Origin of the sequence: Actinotalea caeni (genome assembly GCF_009733795.1) — a bacterium.
Taxonomy (GTDB): domain Bacteria; phylum Actinomycetota; class Actinomycetes; order Actinomycetales; family Beutenbergiaceae; genus Pseudactinotalea; species Pseudactinotalea caeni.
In genome coordinates, this window is record NZ_WNXX01000014.1 from 26,130 (window position 1) to 52,117 (window position 25,988).

Here is a 25,988-nt window from a genome sequence, read left to right on the forward strand (position 1 = left end):
TCGGGTCCGTGCGTCATCCCACGGGTGGACCCGCGCGCGGCGGGCGACACCGGGGTCGGAGCCGCCTGCCCGCCGTCAGGACCCGGGGCTGACGAGACCGGTCTCGTAGGCGATGACGACGGCCTGCACGCGGTCGCGGGCGCCGAGCTTGGCGAGCACGCGACCGACGTGGGTCTTGACGGTCGCCTCGGCGACGAACAGGTCGGAGGCGATCTCGGTGTTGGAGCGGCCGCGCGCCATGAGCACGAGGACCTCGCGCTCGCGCTCGGTGAGGCTGTCGAGCACCGCGGGCGGGGTGCGCTCGGCGTCGGGCAGCACGCTCGCGAGGTGTCCGATGAGCCTCTTGGTCGAGGACGGCGCGATGACCGCGTCGCCGTGGTGGACGGTGCGGATCGCGGCCAGCATGTCCTCCGGCGGGGTGTCCTTGAGCAGGAACCCGGAGGCGCCGGCCTTGATCGCCTGCAGCACGTACTCGTCGAGGTCGAACGTCGTGAGGATGATGACCTTCGTGGGCTGGGCGGCGTCGGCCCCGGTGAGCGCGGCGGTGGCCGCGAGCCCGTCCATCGTCGGCATCCGCACGTCCATGAGGACGACGTCGACCGGGTGGCTCCCGAGCAGCCGCAGCGCCTGCGCGCCGTCGCCGGCCTCGAGCACGACCTCCATGTCGGGCTGGGAGTTGATGACGAGCGCGAAGCCCGCGCGGACCAGCTGCTGGTCGTCGACGAGGGCGACCCGGATCGGGGCGTCGGTGGTGGGCTCGGTCATGCGGTCCTCGGGGGTGTGCTGGGGCGGGTGTCGGGCGTGGGGGCGGGGTCGGCGTCCCCCGGCGCGGTGAGCGGGCCGGGCGGGACGATCGGCGAGAGCGGCGCCTGCGACGGCTGCGCCGAGGCCTGGGCTCCGCCCGGTACCGGGATCTCCGCGCGCACACGGTAGCCGCCACCGGCGCGCGGCGAGGCCACCAGCGTGCCCCCGAGCATCGCGGCGCGCTCGCGCATGCCGAGCACGCCGTGCCCGGCGCCGTCGGAGGTGGCCGCGGCGCCGCGGCCGTCGTCGTCGACCTGGAGCACGAGACGCTGCGGCGCCCACTGCAGCAGCACGGTCGCCTTCGCGCCCGGGCCGCCGTGCTTGATGATGTTGGTGAGCGCCTCCTGCGCGATCCGGTAGATCGTCGAGCCCGTGCCGGGAGGCATCGGGCGCGGGTCGCCCATCTCGATCAACGACACCGGGAGGGTGCCGCGCAGCGACTCGACGAGGGCCGCGATGTCGGAGTCGCCGGGCTGCGGCACCAGGTCGGCGGCCTCGGCGCCGTCGGTGCGCAGGATGCCGAGGATGCGCCGCATGTCGGTGAGCGCGGCGCGCCCGGTCTCGGCGATCGTGGTCAGGGCCCGCTCGGCGGCCTCCGGGTCCGACTTCGCGGCGTAGCGGCCGCCGTCGGCCTGCGCGATGACGACGGAGAGCGAGTGGGCCACGATGTCGTGCATCTCGCGGGCGATGCGGGTGCGCTCGGCCTGGGTGGCGATCTGCGCCTGCTGGTCGCGCTCGCGCTCCAGGCGTGCGGCGCGCTCGGCGAGCGACTCCTGCTGCACGTACCGAGCCCGGCGCATCAGCCCGAGCGCCCAGGCGGTGAGGGCCAGCGCGGCGCAGCCGATGAAGAAGAAGGTGCCGACGGCGATCGCCGGACCGACGCCGGTCCAGTCGCTCAGCGCGAAGCCCGTGCCGACCATGACCGCGCCGGCGAGCGCGAGCAGCAGCCAGGTGCGGCTGCTGCCGCTGCGCCGGTAGGCGGTCACCGAGTACAGCGCGACGAGCACGGCGACGTCGGAGGGCTGCAGGAACTGGCCGAGGCCGAAGTGGGCGACGGCGGCCGCCGCGACCACGGCCGCGGTGCGCCGCGGGTGCACGCGGCGCCACGCGAGCGCGCCGAGCTGCACGAGGCCGAGCACCGTCCCGAGGGCGACGAGGACATCGTTGGCGGGCGCGACGCCGCCGTAGAAGACGGGCAGGAAGCCGAACACCAGCGCCAGCCCGGCCGCGAGCCAGATGTCCCCGGCCGAGGGGTGGCGCACAGCGGTCCCCGGGTCCGGGGTCGCGGGAGGCGTGGCGGTCACGCAGTTCAGCCTAGGGACACGCGCGGGCGGACCGCGTCGTCCCCCGGCCGGAGGGCGCACGCGGCGTGTGCGACCACAGGAGGACCGTGCGCACCGGGCTCACACCGGGGCGATGAGCTCCGGTCCGTCGTTCCGCACGTTCCCGACCGCGGCGCCCACCTCGTACCAGGACAGCTCGGGCGCCGGCTCGGCGAGCATCGCCATCACGGTGTCGTGGTCGGTGACGGTCGGGTCGAGCCAGGACTCGGCGATCTCGCGGGTGAGCATCGCCGGCTCGCGGTCGTGGATGACCTCCAGGCCGTCGCGCGCGGCCGCGGTGACGATCGTCGTCGACAGCACCCAGCGGTCGGGGTCGTCGTCGTCCTTGTCCGGGTCGCGCCACCACGAGTACAGCCCGGCGAACGCGATCGGGGCGCCGTCGGTCGGGTGGATGTAGAACGGGGTGCGGCTCGGCGTGGACTGCCCGGGCACCGCGACCTTCTGCCACTCGTAGTAGCCGTCGGCCAGCACGAGGCAGCGCTTGGTCGTGGCGGCCTTGCGGAACGCGGGCTTCTCGACGAGCGTCTCGCTGCGGGCGTTGAACATGCGCGAGCCGACCGAGAGGTCCTTCGCCCACGGCGGGACCAGGCCCCAGCGCGCCAGGTGCATCTCGCGTCGAGCGCCGGGCTCCTCCGCGGGTGCGGCGTCGGCCGCGTCGCCGTCGGCCCGAGGTGCGCGGTCGACGACGATCCGCACACCGTCGGTCGGTGCGACGTTCCAGCTCGCCATCACCTCGCGCGCGGCATCGGTCATGTCGTCGACGTCGAAGGCGTCGGCGAGGTCCTGGGACTCCCGGAACGAGGCGTACCGACCGCACATGTGGCCATCCTCGCACCGCGTGCCGACAGCACCGCCAGACTGGGGGCGTGCTGCGGCTGCGCTCCACCTGGCGGCTCCCGGCGCCCGCCGAGCGGGTCTGGGAGGTCCTCGAGCGCGTGGAGGACTGGCCGCGGTGGTGGCCCGGCATGGACGCCGCGACGGTGGTGCGACAGGGCGGCACCGCCACGGTCGGGGAGCGGGTGCACCTGGTCGTGCGCAGCCCGATCGGGTACCGGCTGCGCTTCGGGGTGGAGATCGTCGCCGCGGAGCCGCCCCGGCGGGCGGCGGCACGGGTCGTCGGCGACCTCGTGGGCACCGGCGACTGGCGCGTGGAGCCCGCGGCGGCGGGCTGCGCGGCGACGATCCGCTGGCACGTCGTGCCCGTGCGACCGGCGATGCGCACGGCGCTGCGGGTGCTCGCGTGGCCGCTGGTGTGGGCGCACGGACGCGTGATGGAGCGGGGCGAGACCGCCCTGCGGGCCCTGCTGGAGCGTGGCGACGATCACCGCGCGGATGTGACCCCGACCCCAGCCCGTTAGATAACGATCTGGTTACAGTGGCTCGGTTCTGGACCCGATCGAAGGTTGCTTCGTGCCATCAGGCCGACACCACCCCACCCCGCACCGCCCCTCCCGTCCGCTCGCGCCGACCCGCGCGCTGGCCGCCGTCGCGGTCGCCGCGCTCGCCGTCACCGGCCTCGCGGCCGGCGCCGCGCCGACCGACGAACCGGCCGCCCCCGACACCGTCTCCTTCGACGACGTCCCGGCGGTCGCCGTCGACGGCCGCGGCGACGTCGCCGACCGCACCCAGGTGCGGCAGGCCGTGCCCGCGCCCGTCGTGCCGCGCGCGCTGCCCGACGACGGCATGCCCGAGCCGCTGCCGGAGGTGACCGGCCAGCTCTGGGCGAGCACCGCCGTCAACGTGCGGACCGGGCCGTCGACCGAGCGCCAGGTGCTGACCACGCTCGACCGGGCCGACGTCGTCGACGTCACCGGCGAGAGCGAGGACGGCTGGTCGGAGGTCGTCTGGGACGACCGGGTGGCATGGGTGGCCTCGGACTTCCTCGTCGACAGCGAGCCGGCCGAGGAGCCGGCACCGGAGGAGACGACGGCGCAGGAGCAGGTGGCGGAGGCGCCCGCGGGCGTGTCCTCGGCGTCGTGCGCGACCAGCGCCGGCATCGAGGCCTCGCTCGCCGCGAACGCCGCGGCCACCTACCGCGCGGTGTGCGCGGCGTTCCCCGGCGTCGTCTCCGCCTACGGGGGCTATCGGCCCGGCGACGGCGGCGACCACGGCAGCGGGCACGCGCTCGACATCATGGTCAGCGGCCAGGCCGGCTGGGACATCGCCGGCTACCTGCAGGCGCACGCCGGCGAGCTCGGCATCACCTACCTGATCTTCGAGCAGCAGATCTGGATGGCGGGCAGCCCCGCCGGAGCCTGGGAGCACATGGCCGACCGCGGCAGCCCCACGGCGAACCACTACGACCACGTGCACGTCAGCACGTCCTGACGCCGCCCGGCGGCGGGCGGTGGTTCAGGCCGGCTGCCGCGCCGCGAACGCGCTGACCCGCTCGACGACCTCGGACGCCCACAGGATCCGGTGGTGGCCGAGGCCGTCGGTGAGCACCAGCTCGCCGCCGGGCCACGACGCGACGAGGCGTTCGGAGACCCGGGTGGGGGAGTCGGCGTCGGCGCGGTCGTGGATGGCGAGCAGCGGTGCTGCGGCGCCGTCGAGCACCTCGCCGACGAGCGTGGGGCCGTGGAAGGCCGCGATCGGCACGCCGATGCTGCGCTCGATGCGCTGCAGCAGCCGCTGCCCGGAGCGGGCCCCGAGCCCGGTCATGCGGCGGAAGGCGACGAGCAGCTCCTCGGCCTCGGTCGCGACGGCGACGGTCGCGAGCGCACCGAGGCGGGTGTCGTGGTGGCGGGCGGCCCACAGCACGGCCATCGAGCCGAGCGAGTGCGCGACCGTGAGCGCGGGCTCGCCGTGGCGCTCGACGACGAGGGCGTAGGAGCGGGCCAGCTCCATGACGCTGCTGGCGTGCGGTCCGTGGCTGCCGCCGGGGGAGTCGCCGTGGCTGGGGGCGTCGTAGGCGACGACGCGGTAGCCGGCCTCGCGCAGCGGCTCGACCATCGCGGAGAGCTGCTGCCAGTGGCCGCCCCAGCCGTGCACGAGGTAGGCGACGGGCGCCTGCGGGTCGCCGTAGGCGCGGCCGCGCACGGTCAGCCCGTCGGCGCCGACCTCGAACGGCTCGCCGCCGGCGGGGGTGCGGGCGCGACGCCGTTCGGCAGGGGTGGCGGGTGGCACCCGGAACCACAGCCGCGAGCCGACGCCGGCCGCGAGCGACGGCGCGACGCGGTCGAGCGCGGCGAGGCCGCCGCGCATCACCCGCATCCGGAGCGGGAGGCGAACGGTCGTGCGGTTCTGGGAGCTCACGAGGCCTCCTGGTCGGGGGTGGGTGAGGTGGCGGAGGTGTCCGTGCGCACCGACGCGAGCAGCCGCTCGAACGCGGCGAGCGCGCGCTCGTCGGCGCGTGGCTCGCGCAGCAGCCGGGCGGTGACGTGGTGGCCGAGGACGATCCCGTAGCACTCGCGCGCGAACACCTCGGGGTCGACGTCGTCACGGAACGCGCCGGCGCGCACGCCGGAGCGGTAGGCGGTGGCGAGCGAGTCGAGGAGGTCGCCGAGGTGGGCGACGATCCGGTCGCGCACGGGGCTCTCGGGCAGGTCGTCGAACTCCATGGCACCGGCCGCGAACACGCAGCCGCCGGGCGCGGCGTAGTCGGCGTCGCCGTCCCAGCCCAGCCAGCGCTCGACCAGCGTACGCAGCCGCGGCTCGCCCGCGGGCTCGCGGAGCGCGGGCAGCACGACGTGGGTGCGGAACCGCTCGGCCGCGTGGTCGAGGGTGTCGACCTGGAGCTGGTCCTTGGAGCGGAAGTGGGCGAACAGCCCGCTCTTCGACATCCCGATCCGGTCGGCGAGGGTGCCGATCGTCAGGCCGTTGAGGCCGCGCAGGCTCGCCTGGTCCAGCGCCTCGGCCAGCACGGCCTCGCGTGTCTGTGCTCCCTTGGTCACCGGGCAATAAAAGCACGACCGTTCGTTCGATGACAAGACCTGGGTGAGGTCGGGTCGCCCACCTGCGCAGTGCGTGAGCATTCTCGGGCTGGCGTGCGGCCGCGTCCACAGCCGCGCCTCCCGCACTGGACCCCGTGGCACGGCATCAGTAGTTGTGTGGCGCGACCGAGGGGAGTGGCATGGACGACGGCGTGGCGATCCTCGAGACCGAGGTGCGGGAGCTGATCCGCCGCCGCGGGCTGGACCCTGCGGCCGACTCCGAGGCCACGCGGGTGCTCATCGCCGACGCCGTCGCCGACTACGACGAGCGGGCGATGCTGGGGCGGGTGCCGCGGCTGGCCGACCTCGAGGAGGCCACGAAGGCGCTGCACGACGCCGTCGTCGGGCTCGGGCCACTGCAGAAGTACCTCGACGACCCCGAGATCGAGGAGATCTGGATCAACGAGCCGGGCAAGGTGTTCGTCGCGCGCTCGGGTCGGTCGGAGCTGACGACGACGATCCTCACCGACGGGCAGGTGCGCGACCTCGTCGAGCGGATGCTGCGCACCAGCGGCCGCCGGCTCGACCTGTCAAGTCCTGCAATGCAACAGTGCTACTCGGCTGGCCGCTTTGCCCTGTGGTTCCAACGATTACGCGGCGACACGCTGTGTGCGCGACACGCCGCTCACCCGCGCCGTGCTGGTCGGCCGCCTCGTCATCCTCGCGGCGCCCGCGTGTGTCGCCTCGTCAGCTCGGCCGCTCAGACGTGCGCGCTCGCCCTGACCCCTGGCCCAAGCCCCTCCCCCCGGCACCGCCGGCCCCGGACCGGGACGCATAGCGCGTGAGATCGGCTGACACCTGAAACGCCCCTAGGGAGCGGGGGCGGAGTCGGCGGGAAGCAAGCCGATGAGTTGCATGGCATCGCGCTGGAGGAAGACGGCGCCGACGTTAGCCGCCTCATCGGGTCCGACCTTGTGCCCGAGGTCACGACGCATCTGGAGCATGAGGTCGATCATCCCGCGCATCTGCTCGGCCGCGCGGGCCTTCGGATCGGCGATCGCGTCCCAATCGCGAGACCGCCACTCGCCCCACCTGCGGATCGACTCCGAGGAGCCCTGCAGGATGATGGCCCGCCCAACCTCGTTCATGCTCGCAAGGTCCTCTGTCGAGAGGGCAGTCGTAGGAGCGCGCTGCCCGGTCTTCGGACGCGGGCCGCCTGTGGTGGACTCGCCCAGCTTGGTCCGTAGCAGCATGCCGAACAGCATCTGGGTGAACTTGTCGTAAGGGTCCTGGTACCGCGCCCGCAATTCGGATCTGATCTCGCGCCTTGCGTCGAGCACCTTCGTGATAGTCACTGTGCCCGCCGCGACAATCACGCTCGTCGCGGCAGCGATCGCGGCGCGCGCGACCTCTGAGTCCGCGGAGGCGAACCATGCGATCACGGCCCAGACGAGAGAGATCGCTGCCGCAACCAACGCCACGAAGATCAAGAGTCCGACGATCTGCCAGATGCGGGCTCGCGTACTTGGCTTCATATGCGCATCCTGCCTTCTGCTTCGGCGCGATGGCGCGGAATCATGGATGGCGAAACTACACCTGTGCGAGGGGGGTGCGTGCCAAGGTAGGCACTACAACTGTTGCGACCTGTCACCTTAGGAGTCTCATGGACGCCATCCCACCCACGCAGTACGTCCCGCTGTTGCTGACGAAACAGGGCGAGCGCAACGGGCTCAAGGCCGTCGATCCATCCACGAAGGCTGAGATCACGCCGCTTTTTGTCGCCCATGCGATCGACTGGGACCACGAGAACGACGCGCCCAAGAAGTCGGTCGACGATCACCTTGCGCGACTTCCCGGGCAACTCGTCGACTCGTGGGGCACGTCGCCGGCGATGATCGACGCGGGGTATCTCGATGGGGAGATCATGGCAACCGGAGAGCATCCGATCGAATGGATCACGCGCGAAGCGCGGGCGCTGGGGCTTCCACTGGTCCCAGCAGTCTCGCCAGACTATTCAGCCGATTATCACGACGCTGTGGCACGGGTAGTGGCTAGAGACAGCGACGGGGTCTGCCTTCGGCTGTCTCCGAGCGAATGGCCCGGACCGATGACGAGTACAGCCATGGAGGATCTGCTCCGACTGCTCGGCGTGGTCCCAAGTGAGGTCCACCTCGTACTCGACCTCGGAGGCGAACTCACAACTACGACTGAGCGTCTTCTCTCTGTGACGCTCAGCGTGCTGCCTACCCCTATGGACTGGCGGAGCCTCATAGTTGCCGGCGGCGCGATGCCCGCTCAGCTCCCTCTCGACACGATTTCGCGTATCCCGAGACAAGACTGGATCATTTTCAACACCGTCCGACACAACGGGGTCCGACTGCCGTCCTACGCCGATTACGTTGTGGCCGACCCCGGACCGGGCACGCAGATTGACCCTCGCTTCATGAGTATCAAGGCCTCGATCCGCTACACGGCGGACGATGTCTGGGTGATCGCCAGGGGAGGCCTCTTCAAGGGAAGCGGAGGCCGGAGTCTGGGTGCCAGGGCAGTGCCCGTGGCGTGCCAGGCGCTGGTTGCAGAGCCGGAGTTCACCAGTGGTCACTGCTCGTGTGAGGACTGGGTCGAATCAGTGGCGACGTCGGGGGCGGGCGGCGGTGGCGGCATGGCTTGGCGACAGCATGCAACGAAGCACCATCTGGTGCTCGTCACCGAGCAACTAGCCAGCCTTCCCTAGCTTTGAGAGCGGCTCGAACTTCATCGCGCAGCGTCGGGAGTTCGAGCCGCTCGACGAGTCGTTGCCACATTGCGGGACGCGGCTTGCTACGGACCCCACTGGCCGCGTCGTGGCGATCGAGAATCGCCAGGGCTTCGTCCCTCCACAGCAGGGTCGCTAGCGCGTACGGGTCGATCGACGGATTGCGGGCGGCTGGGCGCACTTCTTCAAGCGCGACCGTCTCGCCGTCCCAGGTCGCGACGAGGCAACCCCACCATTCGGGGAGCATGGAACAGGCGTGCTCGTGGTGGTTCTCGGCGACGACGAGCGTCGAATGGTCGAGAACCTGAGAGTAGACCTCCACCTGCGTCGGGAGGCGTCGCAGTGTGTCCGATGCGCTCTTGAGCTCGAACCCAGACAAGGTGCCGTTGACTACCGCGACGTCGACGCGAACGAGGCCCGCCAGGCCCATCTCGTCAACGAAGAGGGTGTCGTCCAGTTCGGCGCTGTGCAGATCGCTCAGGTAGCTGTGCAGCGCAGCCCGTACATGCCGATCGCGCATGCGCCCCACCGTAACGCCGCCGCCGGCGACTTCGAGGCAGTTCGGCTGCCCGCGCGTGGTGTGTCTAGTCACTCTTGATCCGCGGCTTCGACCGCTTGACCTCAACCTTCGACAACCGCGCTGAGGCTGCCGCGAACGCCTCGACGGCCTGGGCTGCCCGCTCGGCCTCGTCGGCCGCGAGGATCGCTCGTGCGACGCCGTGGGCCTCCCGGTAGCGCTCCACCGCACCGTCGACGTGGCTGGCGCGCCAGCGGGTGAGGCTGTCGCGGTCCAGCGACGACGGCAACGGCCGAAGCCACAGCGTCGGCTTGTTCGTGTTGGCGCTCCGCGGCCGGAGCTGCCCGCCGCCCGGATTTGCGAGCACCTCCATATTCATCCCAGATCGCATCGTCACCACCAGCCTTCCGCGCGACCGAGAGCCTCGAGCTGGACACCGCGGTGCAGCGTTTCCGGGTCGAACCGGCCAGTGACCGAAGCCATCCGCACGCACCGCTCGGCGTCGCGGCGGAACTCGTCATCGGCGTGCGAGGCTGCCCACGCCGCCGCCGACTCCTCGGTCAGCGGCGTGGGCAGCGGCAGCAAGGCCAGGGGGAGGGCTGATGGCGGACGGGGGAGCGGTGGCACCGGGCAGGCGCCCGGCGTCGCGCGCGCGACCCCGCGCCGTCCGGTCCCGCGGGCGACCGCGCGCACGGGTCCGCCGTCGCCCCGCGAGACGACCGCCGTCGGGTGCAGAACCGGTCGCGCGCACGCGACGCGGCCCGCGACCGCCGTCACGGCGTCGACATGACATGGAAGGACACCGACATGAGAAGCCTCCGACGGCGCTGGGCCGTGCTGGCCGCGGACCCCGAGCGTGGCGACGTGCCCGGCTGGGTGATGATCACGCTCATGACGGCCGGGCTGGTCGTGCTGATCTGGGCGCTCGCCGGCGACGCGCTGCAGCAGGTGTTCGAGACGGCGATCGAGCGGGTGCTCGGCGGCGGCTGAGCCCCGACGGCGAGCGCGGCTCGGCGGTCGTCGACTTCCTGCTGGTCTCGCTGCTGCTGACCGTGGTCCTGCTCGGCGTCGTGCAGCTCGCGCTGGCCCTGCACGTGCGCACGCTGCTCACCGACGCCGCCTCGGAGGGTGCGCGCTACGCCGCGCTGCACGGCAGCGACCTCGGCGCGGGGGAGCAGCGGGCCGCCGAGCTCATCACCACGACGCTGCCGGCGGGCTACGCCGACGACGTCGCCGCCGGCTACGAGAGCCACGGCGACGTGACGCTCGTGACGCTCACGGTCCGCGCGCCGCTGCCGGTGCTCGGTCTGCTCGGGCCGGACGCCACGATCGTCGTGACCGGGCGGGCGGTCGACGAGTGAGCCGGGCGCACCGGCTGCTGGCGGCGCTGCGGCGCCGGCTCGGCGGCCCCGAGCGCGGCAGCGCGGTCGTCGAGTTCCTCGGCGTCTCGCTGGTGCTCCTGGTCCCGCTGGTCTACCTCGTGCTGACGATGGCCCGCATCCAGGCGGCGTCGTTCGCGGCCGAGGGCGCCGCCCGCGAGGCGGGCCGGCTGATCGCGCAGGCCGAGACGATGGCCGACGGCGTCGCGGCCGCCCAGCTCGGCGTCGAGCTGGCGTTCGCCGACCAGGGGCTCGAGGTCGACGCGGCCTCGGCGCTGACGATCACCTGCTCGGTGCCCGACTGCCTGACGGCGGGCGAGTACGTCTCGGTCGTCGTGGCGACCGAGGTGCCGCTGCCGCTCGCACCGGACTTCCTCGCCGGGACGCTGCCGACCACGGTCTCGATCACCGCGGACGCGATGACCGCCGTCAGCGGGTTCCGCGATGGCTGAGGCGCGGCCGCGCACGGCACGCCGACGGCTGCCCGGCCGGCTGCGTGACGACGACGGCCAGATCATGCTGCTGTCGATCGCCTATGGGCTGGTGGCGCTCGCGCTCGTGCTCGTCGTGGTGTCGGTGTCGGCGATCTACCTCGAGCGCAAGCGGCTGCTCGCGCTGGCTGACGCCGTGGCCGCCGACGCGGCCGACGCGATCGCCGAGGACGCCTACTTCGGCAGCGACCGACCCGACGGGCCGGCGCTGCCGCTCACCGACGACTCGGTGCGGCAGGAGGTCCAGGAGTACCTGGCGGCGGCGCCGCAGGGCGTCGTCGACTTCGAGGGTCTCGCGGTCGGCGAGCCGACCGGCACCCCCGACGGCACGACGGCGCAGGTGACGCTCTCCGCCGTCGTCCGGCCGCCGGTCGTGACCTGGGCGATCGCACCCTGGCGCGACGGGTTCGTCGTCACCGTGACCGCGAGCGCCGAGGCGATCACCGCCGAGTGACGACTCGGCGACGCGCCGACCCCAACCGGGACGCGCGCTCGTTCGTGGGACACGATGACGGCAGCAGAGGAGGTGCGGGCGTGACGGCGTGGGAGGAGACCCTGAGCGTGCTCGTCCGCGAGCACGGCCAGCGGCTGCACCGCACGGCCTACCTGCTGTGCGGCGACCGGCACACGGCCGAGGACCTCGTGCAGGAGGCGTTCGTGCGCGTGCTCGGCCGGCGCCGTGGCGCCGCCCAGGTGACGCGCGGCATGGAGCCCTACGAGGCCGAGGCCTACCTGCGGCGCAGCATCCTCAACCTCTACCTCGACTCCTACCGCCGCCGGCGCCGGTGGGCGGGCATCCGGCACCTCGCCGCCGGGCGCGACCGGGTGGAGTCGGCAGCGGCTCGCACCGAGGCGCGGGTGGACGCGACGCGGGCGCTCGCCCAGCTGCCGCCGCAGGTCCGCGCCTGCATGGTGCTGCACTACTACGAGGACATGTCGGTCGCGCAGGTCGCGGCCGAGCTCGAGCTGGCCGAGGGCACCGTCAAGCGCTACCTCAGCGACGGGCGGGCGATCCTCGCGGTGAGCCTCGCCGAGCCCGCCGACGCCGACAGCAGCCGGGGAGGTGCACGATGAACGCCGACGACGTGCGGTCGGTGCTGCGGCGCTCGATCGACGAGGGCGGGCTGTCCGACGACGGCGGCCCGGACGAGACGGCGATCGCCCGCCGCGTGCGCGGCGCCCGGCGGCGCCGGGTGGCCACGGTCGCGGCCGCCTCGGTCGCGTCGGTCGCCCTCGTCGGGGTGGTCGTCTGGCAGGCCGGCCGGCTGGTCGACGACCCGCCGCCGGCGACGCCGACCGTCACGCACCAGCCCAGCGAGGAGCCGAGCACCGCCCCCAGCACCGACCCGTCCGACGACGTCACCGACGAGCCGACCGGGGACCCGGGCGGCGACCCCGACGACTGGTCCGACGCCGTCTTCCCCGCGTGCGGCGACGCGTTCGCCGGGCTGCCCGAGCGGACCTCCCAGCTCGTGGTCACCGAGGGCCCGGGCGGGCCGACGCCCACCGGCGGCGGCCCCTGGCTCACGCAGGTCCGCAACGACGGCGCGACCGAGATCAGCGGCGACGTCGCCTACGCGCAGACGGTGGTGGTCGACGGCGAGGGCGTCGTCGTCGCGACGAACGACCCCACGAGCGACTGGTTCTGGGGCGCCGAGGGCAGCCTCCACCTCGCGATCGCGCCGGGCGACACGCTGCCGTTCCCGGTCTCGCCGACCTGGCGCTGCGGCGACTCGCAGCCGCTGCCGAGCGGCGAGTACGAGGCGTACGTGCTGCTGTCGGTGGGCGAGATCGGCGTCAGCGGGCCCGACGACCTCGAGCAGGCGCAGGGCGGGCCGTTCCCGCTCCTCGTCGACGACGACCGCCAGCCCGAGCGGCTCCCGGTGGAGCCGCCGCCGGGCGCCGTCGAGTGGACGACCGCGTGCGGCGACACGTGGAGCGCGCCGGAGCCGACCACGGGGTTCGCGCTCGACCTCGAGCACGAGATCCGCTCGCCACGGGCCGCGAGCGACGACATCGATGGTGCCGCCCAGGTCACGGCCGGGGCGCCGGTCACCGGGGTGCTCTACAACGACGTCGTACTCGTGCGCGACGGGCAGGTGGTGACGCCGCCGCCGGGCAGCGACGCGCACGTGCTGCACGCGCTCAGCGAGGGCAGCCGGGTGCCGCTGGGGTTCACCAGCTCGCTCGTGGGCTGCGACGGCTCGACGCTGCCGGCGGGGCAGTACCAGGCCGTCGTGCTCACGCTGCTCGCGATCCACGACCCCGGCTCGGCCCAGGGCGCTGAGACCTACGTCGTCGCGACGAGCGACGTCGTCGACCTCGTGCTGACCTGATCGACCCCAACCGGGAGCGGCCGACGTTCGTGGGTAGGGGTGCGGGCGCGCAGCAGGGCGCGTCGGCGGACCGACACGACGACAGGAGCCGGCATGACCGAGCACACCGACGCCCCCACCCACCGACCCCGACGACGGCCGCTGCTCGCCGCCGGTCTCCTCACCCTCGCGCTCGCGGGCGTGGGCGCCTGCCAGCCCGCACCGGGCGGGCCGGGCGACCCCACCACGGAGCCGACGACCGACGCGAGCACGACGCCCGAGCCCGAGCCCACCGACCCGGACCCGACGGAGCCCACCGGGGAGCTGCCCGACGTCTCCGACGCCGTGATCCCCGCGTGCGGCGAGACGTTCGCGCTGCCGGAGCGCACCTCCGAGCTGGTGGTCGACAGCGGGCCCAGCGAGGCGCTGCCCGCGCACGGCGGGGGCTGGGCCACCACCGTGACGAGCACGGCCGAGGATCCCGTGCAGGGCTTCGTCGCCATGCAGCAGGTGGTCGTGGTCGACGGCGACGGCCGCGTCGTCGTCGCGCCCGACCCCGAGGACCCTGTGTTCATGGGGGCCGAGGGACCGTTCTGGATGGGCGTCGCGCCGGGGGAGACGCTGACGACGGTCGTGCAGATGGACGTCGCCTGCGAGACCGGCGACTGGCTGCCGGCCGGCGACTACGAGGTGTTCGCGACCATCACCTTCGTGGCGGGGTCGGGGGAGATGGAGCAGGCGCAGGGCGGGCCGTGGCCGCTGACCGTGGGTGAGGGCGACGCCGGTGCGCTGCCGGCCTCGCCGCCCGACGGCGCGGTGCCGGTCGACCTCGCGTGCGGCGCGTCCTGGGCGCCTCCGCAGCCGGGCACCGGCTACGGCCTGCAGCCGTGGGACGGGCTCGGCGGCGAGCACGAGGCGGGTGCGGTCCTCGAGGGGGACGTCGGCGTCGACCTCACGGCGCCGATGCACGGGCTGCTGTTCCCGCTGGTCGTCGTGCTCCGCGACGGCGAGGTGGTCAACCACCAGCTGGGCGGCGACACCGCGACCACGGTGTCGGCGACCGCGGGAACGCACGCGGTGCTCGACGTCGCCGCCGACCTGCTCGACTGCGGCACACCCGCCGGCGACTCGGCGCCGCTGCCGCCCGGGAGCTACCAGGCGGTGCTGCTGCTGGCGACCATGCTCGACGGCGAGCCTCACGCCGTCGCGGTGACCGAGCCGGTCGACCTCGAGCTCACCTGAGCGCGCGATCCGAGGGCCGGAGAGGACGACGCCGCACGGCCCGTCGCGACCCCGACGGGCGGTGCGGCACGGACGGTGGCACGATGCCGGTATGGACCTGCACCTGACCGGAGACGCCGACGCCGACGCCCTGCTCTCGCGCGACCCGTTCGCGCTGCTGATCGGCATGCTGCTCGACCAGCAGGTGACGATGGAGGCGGCGTTCGCCGGTCCCCGCAAGCTCGTCGAGCGCCTCGGCGGTCTCGACCCGGCGGCGATCGCGGCGATGGACCCCGAGGAGTTCTCGCGCATCTGCGCCACGCCGCCCGCGGTGCACCGGTTCCCGGGCTCGATGGCCGGGCGCATCCAGGCGCTCGCGGCCGCGGTCGCGGAGGAGTACGGCGGCGACGCCGCCGCGATCTGGACCGCCGGCGACCCCGACGGCGCCGAGGTGCTGCGCCGGCTCAAGGCGCTGCCGGGCTTCGGCGACCAGAAGGCCCGGATCTTCCTCGCGCTGCTCGGCAAGCAGCTCGGCCTGCAGGCCGCGGGCTGGCGCGAGGCGGCCGGCGACTACGGCACCGAGGGCTCGTACCGGTCGGTGGCCGACGTCGTCGACCAGGCCTCGCTCACCAAGGTGCGTGAGTACAAGAAGGCCGCCAAGGCCGCCGCACGCGCTGCGAAGGGCTGAACCGGCCCACGACCTGCCGGGCTGGTCCCGCGCACCCGGCTCGCGGCACCCGGCTCCGGGGAGACGGCGACCACACCCGCTGTGAAGTTCGTGTGAACTCGCGGCGTGTCAGGTCAAAACGATTCGACCTGACGGCTCGACGGTGCCACAATCGGTCTCTCGAACGAAACGATTCGACCTCATGAGAGGACGCCCTCGTACGGCACGCATGACGACGAGCACCGCCACCCCTGCCGACGCGACCGACGTCGTCGCCCCCAGCACCACCGAGCCCCGCGCCGAGACCGACGCGACACCGGCCGCGGTGGCCGTCGCCGCGCCCGCGGCCGCACCCCGCAGCCGGCTCTGGACGTTCAAGCTGGTGCTGCTGCTCGGCTCGATGTCCGCCATCGGCGCGTTCACGACCGACACCTACCTGCCGTCGCTGCCCGAGGTGGCCGGCGACCTCGCCACGAGCCACGCCAACGCCCAGCTGACGATCACCGCCACCCTCATCGGTGGCGCGATCGGCCAGTTCGTCATCGGACCGCTGTCCGACCGCTTCGGCCGCCGCGCGCCCGCGATGATCGGGATCGTCGTGCACATCGTGGCCTCGCTGCTGTGCATCGCGGTCATGGACATCGCGCCGCTCGTCGTGCTGCGGATCGTCCAGGGCATCGGCAACGCCGCCGCGGCGGTGACCGCGATGGCCGTCATCCGTGACCGGCTCACCGGGGCCGCCGCCTCGGTCGTGCTGTCACGGCTGATGCTGGTCATCGGTGTGGCGCCGCTGCTCGCCCCGACGGTCGGCGGCGCGATCGCGTCGGTGTGGGGCTGGCGCGCGGTCTTCGCCTTCCTCGCGCTGTTCGGCATCGTGCTGCTGGGCGTGGTGTGGAAGTTCCTGCCCGAGACGCTGCCGCCGCGGCAGCGCCTCACCAGCGCCCGCGCCGTCACCAGGTCCTACCGGGTGCTGCTGCGCGACCGCGTTTTCATCGCCTACGCGCTGCTGCCCGGCCTCACGATGGCCGCGCTGTTCTCCTACGTCGCCGCCTCGCCGTTCGTCATCCGCGAGGGCTACGGGCTGACCGAGAGCGAGTTCGCGCTGCTGTTCGCCGTCGTCGGGCTCGGCCTCGTGCTCGGCGCGCAGGCGAACGCCGCGCTCGTGCGGCGGTTCGCGCCGATCCGCCTGCTGCGGCTCGCGACGCCCATGATGCTCGTGCTCGCGGTCGTGCTGTTCGTCGTGACGATGACCGGTGCCGGCGGCCTGGTGGGCCTGCTGGTGCCGCTGTGGCTGCTGTTCGCGCTCGCCTCGCTCATCCCGCCGAACGCCTCGACGCTGGCGCTGCAGCGGCACGGCGAGCGGGCCGGGTCCGCGGCCGCCCTCATCGGGGTGTCGCAGTCCGGTGTGGCCGCGCTGGTCGCGCCGCTGGTCGGCGTGCTCGGTGGCGACTCGCTCGCGATGGGCACCGTCATCCTCGGCGCCACGGTCGTCACCCTGCTCGTGCTCGCGCTGGGCACGGGCGCCTACCGTCGCGGCGGCTGGGCGGCGCAGGTCGCCTGAGGCGGCTATTTCGGGTGCCCGACGGCGCCCGCTCGCCCTAGCGTGCCCGTGTGGACCCCACCGCCGACGACGCCCGGGCGCTCGCCCGCGGGGCCTCCCAGCTCGCCGCCCTGTCCCAGCCCGACGTCGCCGCCGTCGTCGCGTCGCTGCCGCGACGCCCCGGCTCGACGGCGTCCCTGACCGAGGTCGCGACCGCCGCCGGTCTCGACATCCGTGCGGTCGGCAAGGCCGTCGCGCGCGGCCGGGACGCCGGTGTGCTGCGGCTGGAGGGCGACGCCGTCGGGCTCGACCCCGACGGTGCCGACCGTGCCGTCGCCGACCTCGTCGCCCGGACGCCGCTCGGAGCCGCGCTGGTTGAGCGCCCCGAGCTGCGGGCCGAGGCGCCCTACGGCATGGTCCACGGCGTGCCCAGCGGTGAGCAGGCGCACGCGTTGCTGCAGGTGGTCGTCGAGCAGCTGCCGCGCGAGGAGATGACCGAGCCGCAGGTCACCGCGCTGCTCGGGCACCTCGGCGACGACCCGGTCGGGCTGCGGCGCGCCCTCGTCGACGCCGGTCTGCCGTGGCGCACGCCCGACGGGTCGCGCTACCGCCGCCAGGACGCCGCCTGAGCCCTGCCGCACCGGCCGGATCCCACGGTCGGCGTGCCTAGAGTGGGTGCATGAGCAGCACCTCGCCCCGCCGTCACGACCGGGCGCGGCGGACCTCGACGGCCTCCGCCGCGGCGGTCCCGACCGTTGCCTCGCTCGGCACGAGGGGAGGTGCCCGATGAGCCAGACCACGACGTCGACCCCGATGTCGGAGGTGCTCGCGCTGCAGCGGGCGGCCTTCCACCGCGACGGCCCGCCCTCGGCAGCGGTGCGGCGCGACCGGATCGACAGGTTCGCGCACGCGGTGCTGGAGAGCACCGACGAGCTCGTCGACGCCATCTCGGCCGACTTCGGCTACCGCGGCGAGATCGTCACGCTCGTCAACGACGTCGTCGCGTTCGCGGCCGAGGCCGAGATCCAGCGCGCGAACGTGGCCCGCTGGATGCGGCCCCGACCCGCCGGCGGCCGCGTCGTCGGCGCGGTGTCCCGGCTCGCCGGGCTGCGGGCCGAGGTGGTGCCGAGCCCGCTGGGCGTCGTCGGCGTCATGGGCATGTGGAACTTCCCGCTCAACCTCACCGCGATCCCGGCGCTCACCGCGCTCGCGGCGGGCAACCGCGTCATGATCAAGATGTCGGAGAAGGTGCCGCGCACGGCCGAGGTGCTGGCCAACGCGCTGCACGACGCCTTCGACGTCGAGGAGGTCGCCGTCGTCACCGGCGACGCCGAGGTGAGCAAGGAGTTCGCGGCGCTCGACCTCGACCACCTGTTCTTCACCGGCTCGGCCGAGGTCGGCAGCAAGGTGATGGCGGCCGCGGCCCGCACCCTGACGCCGGTCACGCTCGAGCTGGGCGGCAAGAACCCCGTCGTGGTCTCCCACGAGCTCGTGGGTCGACGCGAGGCGCTGCGTCGTGCGGCGTCGCGGATCGCCGCGGCCCGGTTGCAGAACGCCGGCCAGGCCTGCATCAACCCCGACGAGGTGTACGTGCCGTCGTCGGCGGCGCGGCTGTTCGTGCAGGACGTGTTCTCCGCCTGGGGCGAGAGCCTGCCCGACGTCATCGAGTCCGGGCAGATGACGACCCTCGTCGACGACGCCGCCTACGAGCGCGTGCAGGCGCTGCTGGAGGACGCGGCCGCCAAGGGCGCGCAGGTGATCCGCTCGGTCTCCTCCGACGCCGCGGGGGAGGAGGCGATGCGCCGCGACCGCGTGATGCCGCCCGTCGTCGTGCTCGGTGTGACCGAGGAGATGGCGATCGACCACGAGGAGGTCTTCGGGCCGGTGCTCGCGGTGCACGGCTACGACGACCTCGACGAGGTCCTCGACCGGCTCGCCCAGCGGCCCGCCCCGCTCGTCGCGAGCTGGTTCGGCCCGGACGACGCGGAGTTCCGCACGTTCGTCGACCGCACCCGCTCCGGCGGTGTGGCCCGCAACGACTGGGCGCTCAGCGCGTTCACGCCCGGCACCCCGTTCGGCGGCGTCGGCCGCTCCGGCCTCGGCAGCTACCACGGCCGCTGGGGCTTCGAGCGGTTCTCCCACCTGCGCTCGGTGGTCGGCTCCCGGCTGCCGGTCTCGATCACCCAGCTCACCGGCCCGGTGGTCGACGACCGCGTCCGCGACGCGCTGCGCACCGGCGTCAACGCCTATCGCCAGCTCCTCCGCACCCGCCTGCATCTCTGACCCGGGCGGCCCCCCGCCACCCCACTTTCACCGCACTTTGCAACACGGTCCGCTTTCACCGCACTTTGCAACACGGCCTGGTTTCACCGCACGTCGTGCCGATCGCGGGCCAGGCGGGCAGCGGCGGACGCCGTAGCGCAGGTGCAGCACACGCTCGCCCTGGACGACGTCGAGCGGGCGTCCGGCAGGTGCACGGCGTCCACCGGGCCGACGTACCGCCTGCCCGAGCCGAGGAACCACCGGGGCGACGTCCATCGCACCTCGTCGACGAGACCGGGGCGAAGACCTGGCCACCGACGTCGCCCACCGCGACCTCCACGACGCGTTGCCCGGCGAGTTCCTGCGCCAAGGCGACGGCGTCGCTCGCGTCGGCGGTGGCAGAAACTGCGGTCTGTTGCAAAGTGCGGTGAAACGGGGCGGTGTTGCAAAGTGCGGTGAAACCGCTCAGGGCTGGGGGTCGGCGGCGTCGTAGCGCAGGAGCCGGCGGCCGAGGGTGGCGGAGAGCAGGAGCACCACCGCCGCGCACGTGACGCCGCCGATGACGGCGGCCGCGCCCTCGCCGAACCGGGACGCGAGCGAGCCGACGACCAGGTCGCCCAGGCGGGGGCCGCCCGCGACGACGACGATGAAGACGCCCTGCAGCCGGCCACGCATCGAGTCCGGGGTCGCCGCCTGCAGGACGGTCTGCCGGAAGATCGACGAGATCGAGTCCGCCGCGCCGGCCAGCGCCAGCAGCGCCGTGGCCACCACCAGCGCCCACACGATCGTGCTCTGCGGCCGGTGCTCGCCCACGACCAGCAGCAGCACGCCGAAGCCGGTGACCGAGGCGGCGAAGCCGAGGATCGCGGCGACGATGACCGCACCCTGCCGGCGCAGGTGCACCAGGCCGCCCGACAGCACCCCGGCGAGCACCGCGCCGATCGCGATGGCTGCGGTGAGGTAGCCGGTCGTCGTCTCCCCGCCGCCCAGCACGAGCACGCCGACGGCGGGGAACAGCACCCGCGGCATCGCGAGGATCATCGCGCTCAGGTCGAGCAGGAAGGTCATGCGCAGGTTGGGGCGGGTGCCCAGGTAGCGCAGGCCCTCGAGCACCGAGGCCAGCCCGACGACGCGGCGCCCGGTCGGCTCGCCGTCGGCCCGCTCGGGCGGCAGGTCCGGCAGGCGCCACAGCGCGTACAGCGACGCGCCGAACAGCACGACGTCGAGCGTGTACGCGGCCTCGAACGAGTGCCAGGCGACCAGGGCGGCACCGAGCAGCGGGCCGCCGGTGAGCGCGACGTTCCAGGCGAGCGTCTGCACCGCCAGCGCCGCCGGTAGCTGCTCGCGCGGCACGAGCCGCGGGATGATCGCGGTCCGAGCGGGGTTGTTGACCGCCGACGCCGCCGACTGCAGCCCCACCAGCACGTACAGCAGCCCGACCGACCCCACGTCCAGCCACGCCTGCGCCGCGATCGCGGCGGTCACCACCAGCAACGCGGACGACGCCGCCAGCGCCACCTTGCGGCGGTCGAAGGCGTCGACGAGCGCACCGCCGTAGAGCCCGAGCACCACGAGCGGCACCAGCGCGCACAGCCCGAGCACGCCGACCGCCAGCGTCGAGGAGGTCAGCGCGTACACCTGCAGGCCGACCGCGACCGCCGTCAGCTGGGTGCCGATGTTCGAGATCCCCAGCCCCCACCACAGCCGCCGGAACGCGGGGCTGCTGCGCAGCGGCGTCAGGTCGGCGAGCAGGCGAGCCACGGGTCACGAGCCTAGGAGGCGACGGCGACCGGCCGCCGGAGCGGCCGCATCGCGGAGAGCGGACCGGCAGGCTCGCGTACCCTTGCCGTTCGTGGCTACAGACTTCTCCGCCGAGATCGCCGCCCTGCGCGGCACGCTCGACCAGATCCTCGCCGTGACCAAGCCGGAGGACCTCGAGCGACGGATCGCGGAGCTCTCCGAGAAGGCGGCCGCTCCCGACCTGTGGGACGACCAGGACGCCGCGCAGGCGATCACCAGCCAGCTCAGCCACGCCCAGTCCGAGCGGGACCGGCTCCGCGACATCGCGGCTCGCGTCGACGACCTCGAGGCGCTCGTGGAGCTTGCGCAGGAGGAGGCCGACGAGGACACCCTCGCCGAGGCCGGCGCTGAGCTGGAGTCGCTGCGCGCCGCGATGTCCGACCTCGAGGTCCGCACACTGCTCTCGGGCGAGTTCGACCCCCGCGAGGCGGTCGTGACGATCCGCGCCGGCGCGGGCGGCGTCGACGCCGCGGACTTCGCCGAGATGCTCATGCGGATGTACCTGCGCTGGGCGGAGCGCAAGGGCTACCCGACCAAGGTCATGGACACCTCCTACGCCGAGGAGGCGGGCCTGAAGTCGGTCACCTTCGAGGTCAACGCGCCCTACGCGTACGGCACGCTCTCGGTCGAGGCGGGCACCCACCGGCTGGTGCGGATCAGCCCGTTCGACAACCAGGGTCGCCGGCAGACGTCGTTCGCAGCCGTCGAGGTGATCCCGCTGATCGAGCAGACCGACCACATCGAGATCCCCGAGTCCGAGATCAAGGTCGACGTCTTCCGCTCCTCGGGCCCCGGCGGGCAGAGCGTCAACACGACCGACTCCGCCGTCCGCATGACCCACATCCCGACCGGGATCGTGGTGTCGATGCAGAACGAGAAGTCGCAGATCCAGAACCGCGCCGCCGCGCTGCGGGTGCTGCAGTCGCGACTGCTGCTCGTGCGTCGCCAGGAGGAGCAGGCGAAGAAGAAGGAGCTCGCGGGCGACGTCAAGGCGTCCTGGGGTGACCAGATGCGCTCCTACGTGCTGCAGCCGTACCAGATGGTCAAGGACCTGCGCACCGAGCACGAGTCCGGCAACACCGCCGCGATCTTCGACGGCGAGATCGACGACTTCATCAACGCCGGCATCCGCTGGCGCCGGCAGCAGGCCGCCGACCAGAGCTGACCCGCACTGCCCCGGACGGCCTCCGCGCAGGTCCGGACGGCGTCCCGCGCCCCAGGTGTGACCGGACCGACGTCATGACGCCCCGGCGTGTCGGAGGGGTCTCGTCATGTTCCCTGCCTACCGTGTCGGCAGGCCGGTCCTTGTTCTTCCCCCGTCGTCGATCCCGGCCGAGGTTGCCACGTGATCCGGTTCGACAACGTCTCCAAGGTCTACGCCCGCGGGCACCGACCTGCGCTCGACCAGGTGAGCCTGGAGATCGAGCGGGGCGAGTTCGTGTTCCTCGTCGGCAGCTCGGGCTCGGGCAAGTCCACGTTCCTGCGGCTGGTGCTGCGCGAGGAGCGTCCGACGTCGGGCGGCGTGTTCGTCGCCGGCCGCAACCTCGCCCGGATCTCCTCCTGGAAGGTGCCGTACCTGCGTCGTCAGATCGGGACGGTGTTCCAGGACTTCCGGCTGCTCAACAACAAGACGGTCTTCGACAACGTCGCGATCGCCATGCAGGTGATCGGCAAGCCGCGCCACCAGGTGATGAGCACGGTGCCGGAGACGATCGAGATGGTCGGGCTGGCAGGCAAGGAGCGGCGGCTGCCGCACGAGCTGTCCGGCGGTGAGCAGCAGCGCGTCGCGATCGCGCGTGCGTTCGTCAACCGGCCCCCGATCATCCTCGCCGACGAGCCGACCGGGAACCTCGACCCGACGACGTCGGTCGGGATCATGCGGCTGCTCGAGCGGATCAACCGCACCGGCACGACCGTGGTGATGGCCACCCACGACGACGAGATCGTCGACCAGATGCGCAAGCGCGTCGTCGAGCTGGTCGACGGCCAGATGGTGCGCGACCAGGCCCGTGGCGTGTACGGCGCCCGCAAGGAATCCGCATGAGGGTCCGGTTCGTCCTCGCCCAGATCGGCAACGGCCTGCGGCGCAACCTCGCCATGGCCGTCTCGGTCGTGCTGGTCACGTTCATCTCGCTGGCCTTCGTGGGCGCCGCGGCGCTGCTCCAGATGCAGGTCGACAAGGCCAAGGACGACTGGTACGACCGCGTCGAGGTCAACGTCTACCTGTGCCCGGCGGGGGAGGCCAGCCAGAGCTGCCCCGACGGCGAGGTCACCGAGGAGCAGATCGAGGAGCTGCGCGGGCTGCTGGAGTCCGACGCGCTCGCCGACTACGTGCAGACCGTCTACCTGGAGACCAAGGAGCAGGCCTGGGAGGCGTTCCAGGAGCGCTTCGGCGACCAGGAGTGGGCGCAGCGCATCACCCAGGACCAGATGCAGTTCTCGTTCCGGGTGAAGCTGGTCGACCCCGAGCAGTACCAGCTGATCTACGACGAGCTCTCCGGCCGCCCCGGCGTGCAGCAGGTCATCGACCAGCGCAGCATCCTGGAGCCGCTGTTCCTCGTGCTCAACCGCGCCACCCTGATCTCGGTCGGGCTGGCCGTGCTCATGACCGTGACGGCGGTGCTGCTGATCACGACGACGATCCGGCTGTCGGCGATGAGCCGCCGTCGCGAGACCGAGATCATGCGCCTGGTGGGCGCCTCGAACTTCTTCATCCAGCTGCCGTTCATGCTGGAGGGCGCGATCGCCGCGCTGCTCGGCGCCGCGCTCGCGGTGGGCGGCCTGTGGGTGGGTGTCCACTACATCGTCGAGGAGTGGCTGGCCGAGTCGGTCAGGTTCATGCCGTTCGTCGACACCTCCGACGTCTGGACGGTCGCGCCGATCCTCGTCGCGATCGGTATCGGGCTGGCGGTCGTCAGCTCCTTGGTCACGCTCAGTCGATATACGAAGGTGTAGGTCGAACCGTCATGACCGCGAGACGTAGGCACCGCGGGATCTGGGTCCGCCGGGCGGCTGCAGCCGCCGTCGGCGTGCTGCTGGCCACCACCGGCCTGAGCGCCGCCACCGCCGACGACCTCGACGACCTGCGCGACGAGCAGGACCGCGTCGAGCAGGAGCGCGAAGAGGTCGAGGCCGCGCTGGAGGGCACCGACACCGAGCTCGCCGAGACGTACCTGGAGCTCGACGACATCAAGCGCCGGCTGCCGGCTGCCGAGCAGGAGCTCGTGGTCGCCAACGAGGAGCTCGCCGCGGCCGAGCGGCACCTCGCCGAGGTGCAGGGCCGGCTCGACGTCGCCCGGCAGCAGCAGGCCGACCTCAAGGCCGAGATCGCGCAGGGCGAGGCGGACATCGCCGCGACCGAGCAGGCGATGGGCGAGGTCGCCCGCACCGCCTACCGCGGCGGCGACGGCATGAGCACGCTGACGCTGATCTTCGGCGCCGGCTCGGCCGAGGAGTTCGCCCAGGACTACTCGGCGATGAGCTCGGCGCTGCGCACGCAGAACCAGACCCTCACCGACCTGGAGAACCTGCAGGCGGTCAACCGCAACCGGCAGACCCGGCTCGACGCCGTCGAGGAGCGGATCGTCGAGCTCGAGGCCGAGGCGCAGGACGCGGTCGCCGCGGCGGAGGAGGCGCGCCAGCGCGCCGAGGACCTCGTCGTCGAGATCCGCGAGCTCAAGGCCCAGAAGGAGGACAAGGCCGCCGAGCTGGAGCAGCTCCGCGAGGAGTACGCCGAGCAGCAGGCCGAGCTCGAGGCCGAGAACGAGCGCATCGACCAGGAGATCAAGGACGAGATCGCCCGCATCGCGGCCGCAGAGAAGGCCGAGCGCGAGCGACAGGCCCGCATCGCCGCCCAGCAGGCACAGCAGCAGCAGAGCTCCGGCGGTGGCGGTGGGGGCGGCGGCTCCGGCGGCGGCTCGAGCGGCGGCGGGGGTGGCTCCGGCGGCGGTGGCGGCGGCGGGAGCAGCACCGGTGCCTTCATCAAGCCGATCAGCCGCTCGCTGTACGTGACGTCGCCGTACGGGATGCGCTGGTACCCGATCACCGGTGGCTACTTCTTCCACCAGGGCGTCGACCTGCGGTCGGGCTGCGGCGAGGCGCAGATGGCGGCCGCGTCCGGCACGGTGGTCGGGGTGCGGCCCGCGGCGGGCAACGGCACCCACGGCAACCAGGTGCTGGTCAACCACGGTGTCATCAACGGCAGCTCGTGGGTGAGCGTCTACAACCACCTGTCGCGGTTCGCGGTCAGCACGGGCCAGTGGGTCTCGCAGGGCCAGACGATCGGGTACACCGGCGCCACCGGCAACGTCACGGGGTGCCACGTGCACTTCGAGCTGTGGCGCAACGGGGCGACCGTCAACCCGATGCCCTACATCTCCTGACGCCCTCGGCATAACGGTTGGGCCGCCGTCGGGCGGCTCGCTTACCCTGGTCCGGTCGTCGGGTCGGGCGGCAGGAGAGGCAGTCGTGAGCAACGTCAAGGGTGGCGCCAAGAAGAAGAAGGTGCCCGCGGGCACCGACCCGCGCACGGTCAAGAACGTCGTGGCGCGCAACAAGAAGGCGCGGCACGACTACCACATCGACGACACCTACGAGGCGGGGCTGTCGCTGACCGGCACCGAGGTGAAGAGCCTGCGTGCCGGGCGCGCCTCGCTCGTGGACGGCTGGGTCGCGATCGACCGCGGCGAGGCCTGGCTCGAGGGCGTGCACATCCCCGAGTACACCGAGGGCACCTGGACGAACCACGCGCCGCGGCGCAAGCGCAAGCTGCTGCTGCACCGTGAGCAGATCGAGAAGCTGGCCCAGGTCTCGCGCGAGAAGGGCCGCACGATCGTGCCGCTGGAGCTGTACTTCATCGGCGGTCGCGCGAAGGTCGAGATCGCGACCGCGCGCGGCAAGCAGCTGTGGGACAAGCGTGAGACGCTGCGGCGCCAGCAGGACGAGCGCGAGGCGCAGCGGGCGATGAGCCTGCGTCGCCAGCTCTGACCTGGTTCCGCCGGGAGGGGGAGGTCTCTCCACCGG

General features: G+C 73.0%; 30 protein-coding genes. 20 read left to right on the forward strand and 10 right to left on the reverse strand.

Going from position 1 to position 25,988, the window contains the following annotated elements; genetic code table 11:
- Positions 1–75: 75 nt before the first annotated feature.
- The 3 genes from GPA02_RS12700 to GPA02_RS12710 form a co-directional block, all read right to left on the reverse strand.
- Positions 76–765 carry a response regulator gene (locus tag GPA02_RS12700; protein WP_156200451.1) on the reverse strand — a complete coding sequence of 230 codons (690 nt, stop codon included), beginning with the start codon at positions 763–765 and terminating at the stop codon, positions 76–78.
- Positions 762–2,108, reverse strand: a complete 1,347-nt coding sequence (locus GPA02_RS12705) for a sensor histidine kinase (protein WP_156200452.1) — start codon at positions 2,106–2,108, stop codon at positions 762–764. Before GPA02_RS12705 ends, GPA02_RS12700 begins: the two co-directional genes overlap by 4 nt.
- 99 nt (positions 2,109–2,207) lie before the next feature.
- Complete coding sequence (locus GPA02_RS12710) at positions 2,208–2,966, reverse strand: SOS response-associated peptidase (protein ID WP_156200453.1); 759 nt, start codon at positions 2,964–2,966, stop codon at positions 2,208–2,210.
- Positions 2,967–3,013: 47 nt separating this feature from the next.
- Between GPA02_RS12710 and GPA02_RS12715 the strand changes: the two genes are divergently transcribed.
- Together GPA02_RS12715 and GPA02_RS12720 are read left to right on the forward strand one after the other, a co-directional pair.
- The gene (locus GPA02_RS12715; RefSeq protein WP_162457775.1) at positions 3,014–3,505 is read left to right on the forward strand and encodes an SRPBCC family protein; all 492 of its coding nucleotides are present in this window, start codon (positions 3,014–3,016) and stop codon (positions 3,503–3,505) included.
- Positions 3,506–3,557: 52 nt separating this feature from the next.
- Complete coding sequence (locus GPA02_RS12720; RefSeq protein WP_156200455.1) at positions 3,558–4,475, forward strand: SH3 domain-containing protein; 918 nt, start codon at positions 3,558–3,560, stop codon at positions 4,473–4,475.
- A gap of 24 nt (positions 4,476–4,499) precedes the next feature.
- Here GPA02_RS12720 and GPA02_RS12725 read toward each other — a convergent pair whose 3' ends face one another.
- Entirely contained in the window at positions 4,500–5,402 is a 903-nt protein-coding gene (locus GPA02_RS12725; RefSeq protein ID WP_156200456.1) for an alpha/beta fold hydrolase, read from the reverse strand.
- Positions 5,399–6,040, reverse strand: a complete 642-nt coding sequence (locus GPA02_RS12730) for a TetR/AcrR family transcriptional regulator (protein ID WP_156200457.1) — start codon at positions 6,038–6,040, stop codon at positions 5,399–5,401. The genes GPA02_RS12725 and GPA02_RS12730 overlap by 4 nt, the downstream gene beginning before the upstream one ends.
- 179 nt (positions 6,041–6,219) lie before the next feature.
- On the opposite strand from GPA02_RS12730, the gene GPA02_RS19025 reads away from it, so the two are divergent.
- On the forward strand, positions 6,220–6,864 hold the full coding sequence (locus GPA02_RS19025) for a hypothetical protein (RefSeq protein WP_193567865.1): 645 nt from the start codon (positions 6,220–6,222) through the stop codon (positions 6,862–6,864).
- 24 nt (positions 6,865–6,888) lie between these two features.
- Here the strand turns inward: GPA02_RS19025 and GPA02_RS12740 are convergent, their stop codons facing one another.
- The gene (locus tag GPA02_RS12740) at positions 6,889–7,554 is read right to left on the reverse strand and encodes a hypothetical protein (protein WP_162457776.1); all 666 of its coding nucleotides are present in this window, start codon (positions 7,552–7,554) and stop codon (positions 6,889–6,891) included.
- Between the two features lie 128 nt (positions 7,555–7,682).
- On the opposite strand from GPA02_RS12740, the gene GPA02_RS12745 reads away from it, so the two are divergent.
- A complete protein-coding gene (locus tag GPA02_RS12745; protein WP_162457777.1) occupies positions 7,683–8,753 on the forward strand; it encodes a beta family protein in 1,071 nt (356 codons plus the stop codon).
- Here the strand turns inward: GPA02_RS12745 and GPA02_RS12750 are convergent.
- The 3 genes from GPA02_RS12750 to GPA02_RS12760 all read right to left on the reverse strand — a co-directional run bounded on the left by GPA02_RS12750 (position 8,725) and on the right by GPA02_RS12760 (position 10,068).
- Entirely contained in the window at positions 8,725–9,294 is a 570-nt protein-coding gene (locus tag GPA02_RS12750; protein WP_156200516.1) for a sce7726 family protein, read from the reverse strand. The genes GPA02_RS12745 and GPA02_RS12750 overlap by 29 nt on opposite strands.
- 64 nt (positions 9,295–9,358) lie before the next feature.
- Positions 9,359–9,664, reverse strand: a complete 306-nt coding sequence (locus GPA02_RS12755) for a hypothetical protein (protein ID WP_156200460.1) — start codon at positions 9,662–9,664, stop codon at positions 9,359–9,361.
- A gap of 20 nt (positions 9,665–9,684) precedes the next feature.
- A complete protein-coding gene (locus tag GPA02_RS12760; protein WP_156200461.1) occupies positions 9,685–10,068 on the reverse strand; it encodes a hypothetical protein in 384 nt (127 codons plus the stop codon).
- A 30-nt stretch (positions 10,069–10,098) separates the two neighbouring features.
- Between GPA02_RS12760 and GPA02_RS12765 the strand changes: the two genes are divergently transcribed.
- The 11 genes from GPA02_RS12765 to GPA02_RS12815 all read left to right on the forward strand — a co-directional run bounded on the left by GPA02_RS12765 (position 10,099) and on the right by GPA02_RS12815 (position 19,187).
- Positions 10,099–10,281 carry a hypothetical protein gene (locus GPA02_RS12765; protein WP_156200517.1) on the forward strand — a complete coding sequence of 61 codons (183 nt, stop codon included), beginning with the start codon at positions 10,099–10,101 and terminating at the stop codon, positions 10,279–10,281.
- A complete protein-coding gene (locus GPA02_RS12770; RefSeq protein ID WP_156200518.1) occupies positions 10,278–10,652 on the forward strand; it encodes a TadE/TadG family type IV pilus assembly protein in 375 nt (124 codons plus the stop codon). Before GPA02_RS12765 ends, GPA02_RS12770 begins: the two co-directional genes overlap by 4 nt.
- Entirely contained in the window at positions 10,649–11,122 is a 474-nt protein-coding gene (locus GPA02_RS12775) for a pilus assembly protein (RefSeq protein WP_240134034.1), read from the forward strand. Before GPA02_RS12770 ends, GPA02_RS12775 begins: the two co-directional genes overlap by 4 nt.
- Positions 11,115–11,615, forward strand: a complete 501-nt coding sequence (locus GPA02_RS12780) for a hypothetical protein (protein WP_156200462.1) — start codon at positions 11,115–11,117, stop codon at positions 11,613–11,615. Before GPA02_RS12775 ends, GPA02_RS12780 begins: the two co-directional genes overlap by 8 nt.
- Before the next feature lie 80 nt (positions 11,616–11,695).
- A complete protein-coding gene (locus GPA02_RS12785; RefSeq protein ID WP_156200463.1) occupies positions 11,696–12,235 on the forward strand; it encodes an RNA polymerase sigma factor in 540 nt (179 codons plus the stop codon).
- Positions 12,232–13,497, forward strand: a complete 1,266-nt coding sequence (locus GPA02_RS12790; protein ID WP_156200464.1) for a hypothetical protein — start codon at positions 12,232–12,234, stop codon at positions 13,495–13,497. The genes GPA02_RS12785 and GPA02_RS12790 overlap by 4 nt, the downstream gene beginning before the upstream one ends.
- Positions 13,498–13,590: 93 nt before the next feature.
- Entirely contained in the window at positions 13,591–14,718 is a 1,128-nt protein-coding gene (locus tag GPA02_RS12795) for a hypothetical protein (RefSeq protein ID WP_156200465.1), read from the forward strand.
- Positions 14,719–14,809: 91 nt separating this feature from the next.
- Positions 14,810–15,385 (forward strand): HhH-GPD-type base excision DNA repair protein, encoded by a 576-nt coding sequence (locus GPA02_RS12800; protein WP_156200466.1) that lies wholly within the window; start codon positions 14,810–14,812, stop codon positions 15,383–15,385.
- Between the two features lie 208 nt (positions 15,386–15,593).
- Complete coding sequence (locus GPA02_RS12805; protein WP_156200467.1) at positions 15,594–16,925, forward strand: multidrug effflux MFS transporter; 1,332 nt, start codon at positions 15,594–15,596, stop codon at positions 16,923–16,925.
- A 50-nt stretch (positions 16,926–16,975) separates the two neighbouring features.
- Positions 16,976–17,533, forward strand: a complete 558-nt coding sequence (locus GPA02_RS19130; RefSeq protein ID WP_204986607.1) for a DUF2087 domain-containing protein — start codon at positions 16,976–16,978, stop codon at positions 17,531–17,533.
- A gap of 157 nt (positions 17,534–17,690) precedes the next feature.
- A complete protein-coding gene (locus GPA02_RS12815; RefSeq protein WP_156200468.1) occupies positions 17,691–19,187 on the forward strand; it encodes an aldehyde dehydrogenase family protein in 1,497 nt (498 codons plus the stop codon).
- 444 nt (positions 19,188–19,631) lie between these two features.
- On the opposite strand, the gene GPA02_RS12820 is transcribed toward GPA02_RS12815, so the two are convergent.
- Complete coding sequence (locus GPA02_RS12820) at positions 19,632–20,927, reverse strand: MFS transporter (protein WP_156200469.1); 1,296 nt, start codon at positions 20,925–20,927, stop codon at positions 19,632–19,634.
- Between the two features lie 91 nt (positions 20,928–21,018).
- Here GPA02_RS12820 and prfB point away from each other — a divergent pair, with 91 nt between their 5' ends.
- The 5 genes from prfB (at position 21,019) to smpB (ending at position 25,952) form a co-directional block, all read left to right on the forward strand.
- Positions 21,019–22,131: a peptide chain release factor 2 gene (prfB, locus tag GPA02_RS12825; RefSeq protein WP_156200470.1), complete on the forward strand. Its 1,113-nt coding sequence runs from the start codon at positions 21,019–21,021 to the stop codon at positions 22,129–22,131.
- Positions 22,132–22,311: 180 nt separating this feature from the next.
- On the forward strand, positions 22,312–23,010 hold the full coding sequence (ftsE, locus tag GPA02_RS12830) for a cell division ATP-binding protein FtsE (RefSeq protein ID WP_156200471.1): 699 nt from the start codon (positions 22,312–22,314) through the stop codon (positions 23,008–23,010).
- Positions 23,007–23,921: a permease-like cell division protein FtsX gene (gene ftsX / locus GPA02_RS12835; RefSeq protein ID WP_156200472.1), complete on the forward strand. Its 915-nt coding sequence runs from the start codon at positions 23,007–23,009 to the stop codon at positions 23,919–23,921. Before ftsE ends, ftsX begins: the two co-directional genes overlap by 4 nt.
- A gap of 11 nt (positions 23,922–23,932) precedes the next feature.
- The gene (locus GPA02_RS12840) at positions 23,933–25,348 is read left to right on the forward strand and encodes a murein hydrolase activator EnvC family protein (protein ID WP_156200473.1); all 1,416 of its coding nucleotides are present in this window, start codon (positions 23,933–23,935) and stop codon (positions 25,346–25,348) included.
- 121 nt (positions 25,349–25,469) lie between these two features.
- Positions 25,470–25,952: an SsrA-binding protein SmpB gene (gene smpB / locus GPA02_RS12845; RefSeq protein WP_156200521.1), complete on the forward strand. Its 483-nt coding sequence runs from the start codon at positions 25,470–25,472 to the stop codon at positions 25,950–25,952.
- The last annotated feature ends 36 nt before the right edge of the window (positions 25,953–25,988 follow it).

What these genes read in the sequence shown, in the direction of transcription:
- GPA02_RS12750 (WP_156200516.1), bottom strand. Translation starts at nt 9,294, where the DNA reads ATGCGCGATCGGCATGTACGGGCTGCGCTGCACAGCTACCTGAGCGAT.
- GPA02_RS19025 (WP_193567865.1), top strand. Translation starts at nt 6,220, where the DNA reads ATGGACGACGGCGTGGCGATCCTCGAGACCGAGGTGCGGGAGCTGATC.
- GPA02_RS12780 (WP_156200462.1), top strand. Translation starts at nt 11,115, where the DNA reads ATGGCTGAGGCGCGGCCGCGCACGGCACGCCGACGGCTGCCCGGCCGG.
- GPA02_RS12765 (WP_156200517.1), top strand. Translation starts at nt 10,099, where the DNA reads ATGAGAAGCCTCCGACGGCGCTGGGCCGTGCTGGCCGCGGACCCCGAG.
- GPA02_RS12800 (WP_156200466.1), top strand. Translation starts at nt 14,810, where the DNA reads ATGGACCTGCACCTGACCGGAGACGCCGACGCCGACGCCCTGCTCTCG.
- GPA02_RS12840 (WP_156200473.1), top strand. Translation starts at nt 23,933, where the DNA reads ATGACCGCGAGACGTAGGCACCGCGGGATCTGGGTCCGCCGGGCGGCT.
- GPA02_RS12815 (WP_156200468.1), top strand. Translation starts at nt 17,691, where the DNA reads ATGAGCCAGACCACGACGTCGACCCCGATGTCGGAGGTGCTCGCGCTG.
- GPA02_RS12805 (WP_156200467.1), top strand. Translation starts at nt 15,594, where the DNA reads ATGACGACGAGCACCGCCACCCCTGCCGACGCGACCGACGTCGTCGCC.
- GPA02_RS12795 (WP_156200465.1), top strand. Translation starts at nt 13,591, where the DNA reads ATGACCGAGCACACCGACGCCCCCACCCACCGACCCCGACGACGGCCG.
- GPA02_RS12710 (WP_156200453.1), bottom strand. Translation starts at nt 2,966, where the DNA reads ATGTGCGGTCGGTACGCCTCGTTCCGGGAGTCCCAGGACCTCGCCGAC.
- GPA02_RS12790 (WP_156200464.1), top strand. Translation starts at nt 12,232, where the DNA reads ATGAACGCCGACGACGTGCGGTCGGTGCTGCGGCGCTCGATCGACGAG.
- ftsX (WP_156200472.1), top strand. Translation starts at nt 23,007, where the DNA reads ATGAGGGTCCGGTTCGTCCTCGCCCAGATCGGCAACGGCCTGCGGCGC.
- GPA02_RS12740 (WP_162457776.1), bottom strand. Translation starts at nt 7,554, where the DNA reads ATGAAGCCAAGTACGCGAGCCCGCATCTGGCAGATCGTCGGACTCTTG.
- GPA02_RS12745 (WP_162457777.1), top strand. Translation starts at nt 7,683, where the DNA reads ATGGACGCCATCCCACCCACGCAGTACGTCCCGCTGTTGCTGACGAAA.
- GPA02_RS12755 (WP_156200460.1), bottom strand. Translation starts at nt 9,664, where the DNA reads ATGGAGGTGCTCGCAAATCCGGGCGGCGGGCAGCTCCGGCCGCGGAGC.
- GPA02_RS12700 (WP_156200451.1), bottom strand. Translation starts at nt 765, where the DNA reads ATGACCGAGCCCACCACCGACGCCCCGATCCGGGTCGCCCTCGTCGAC.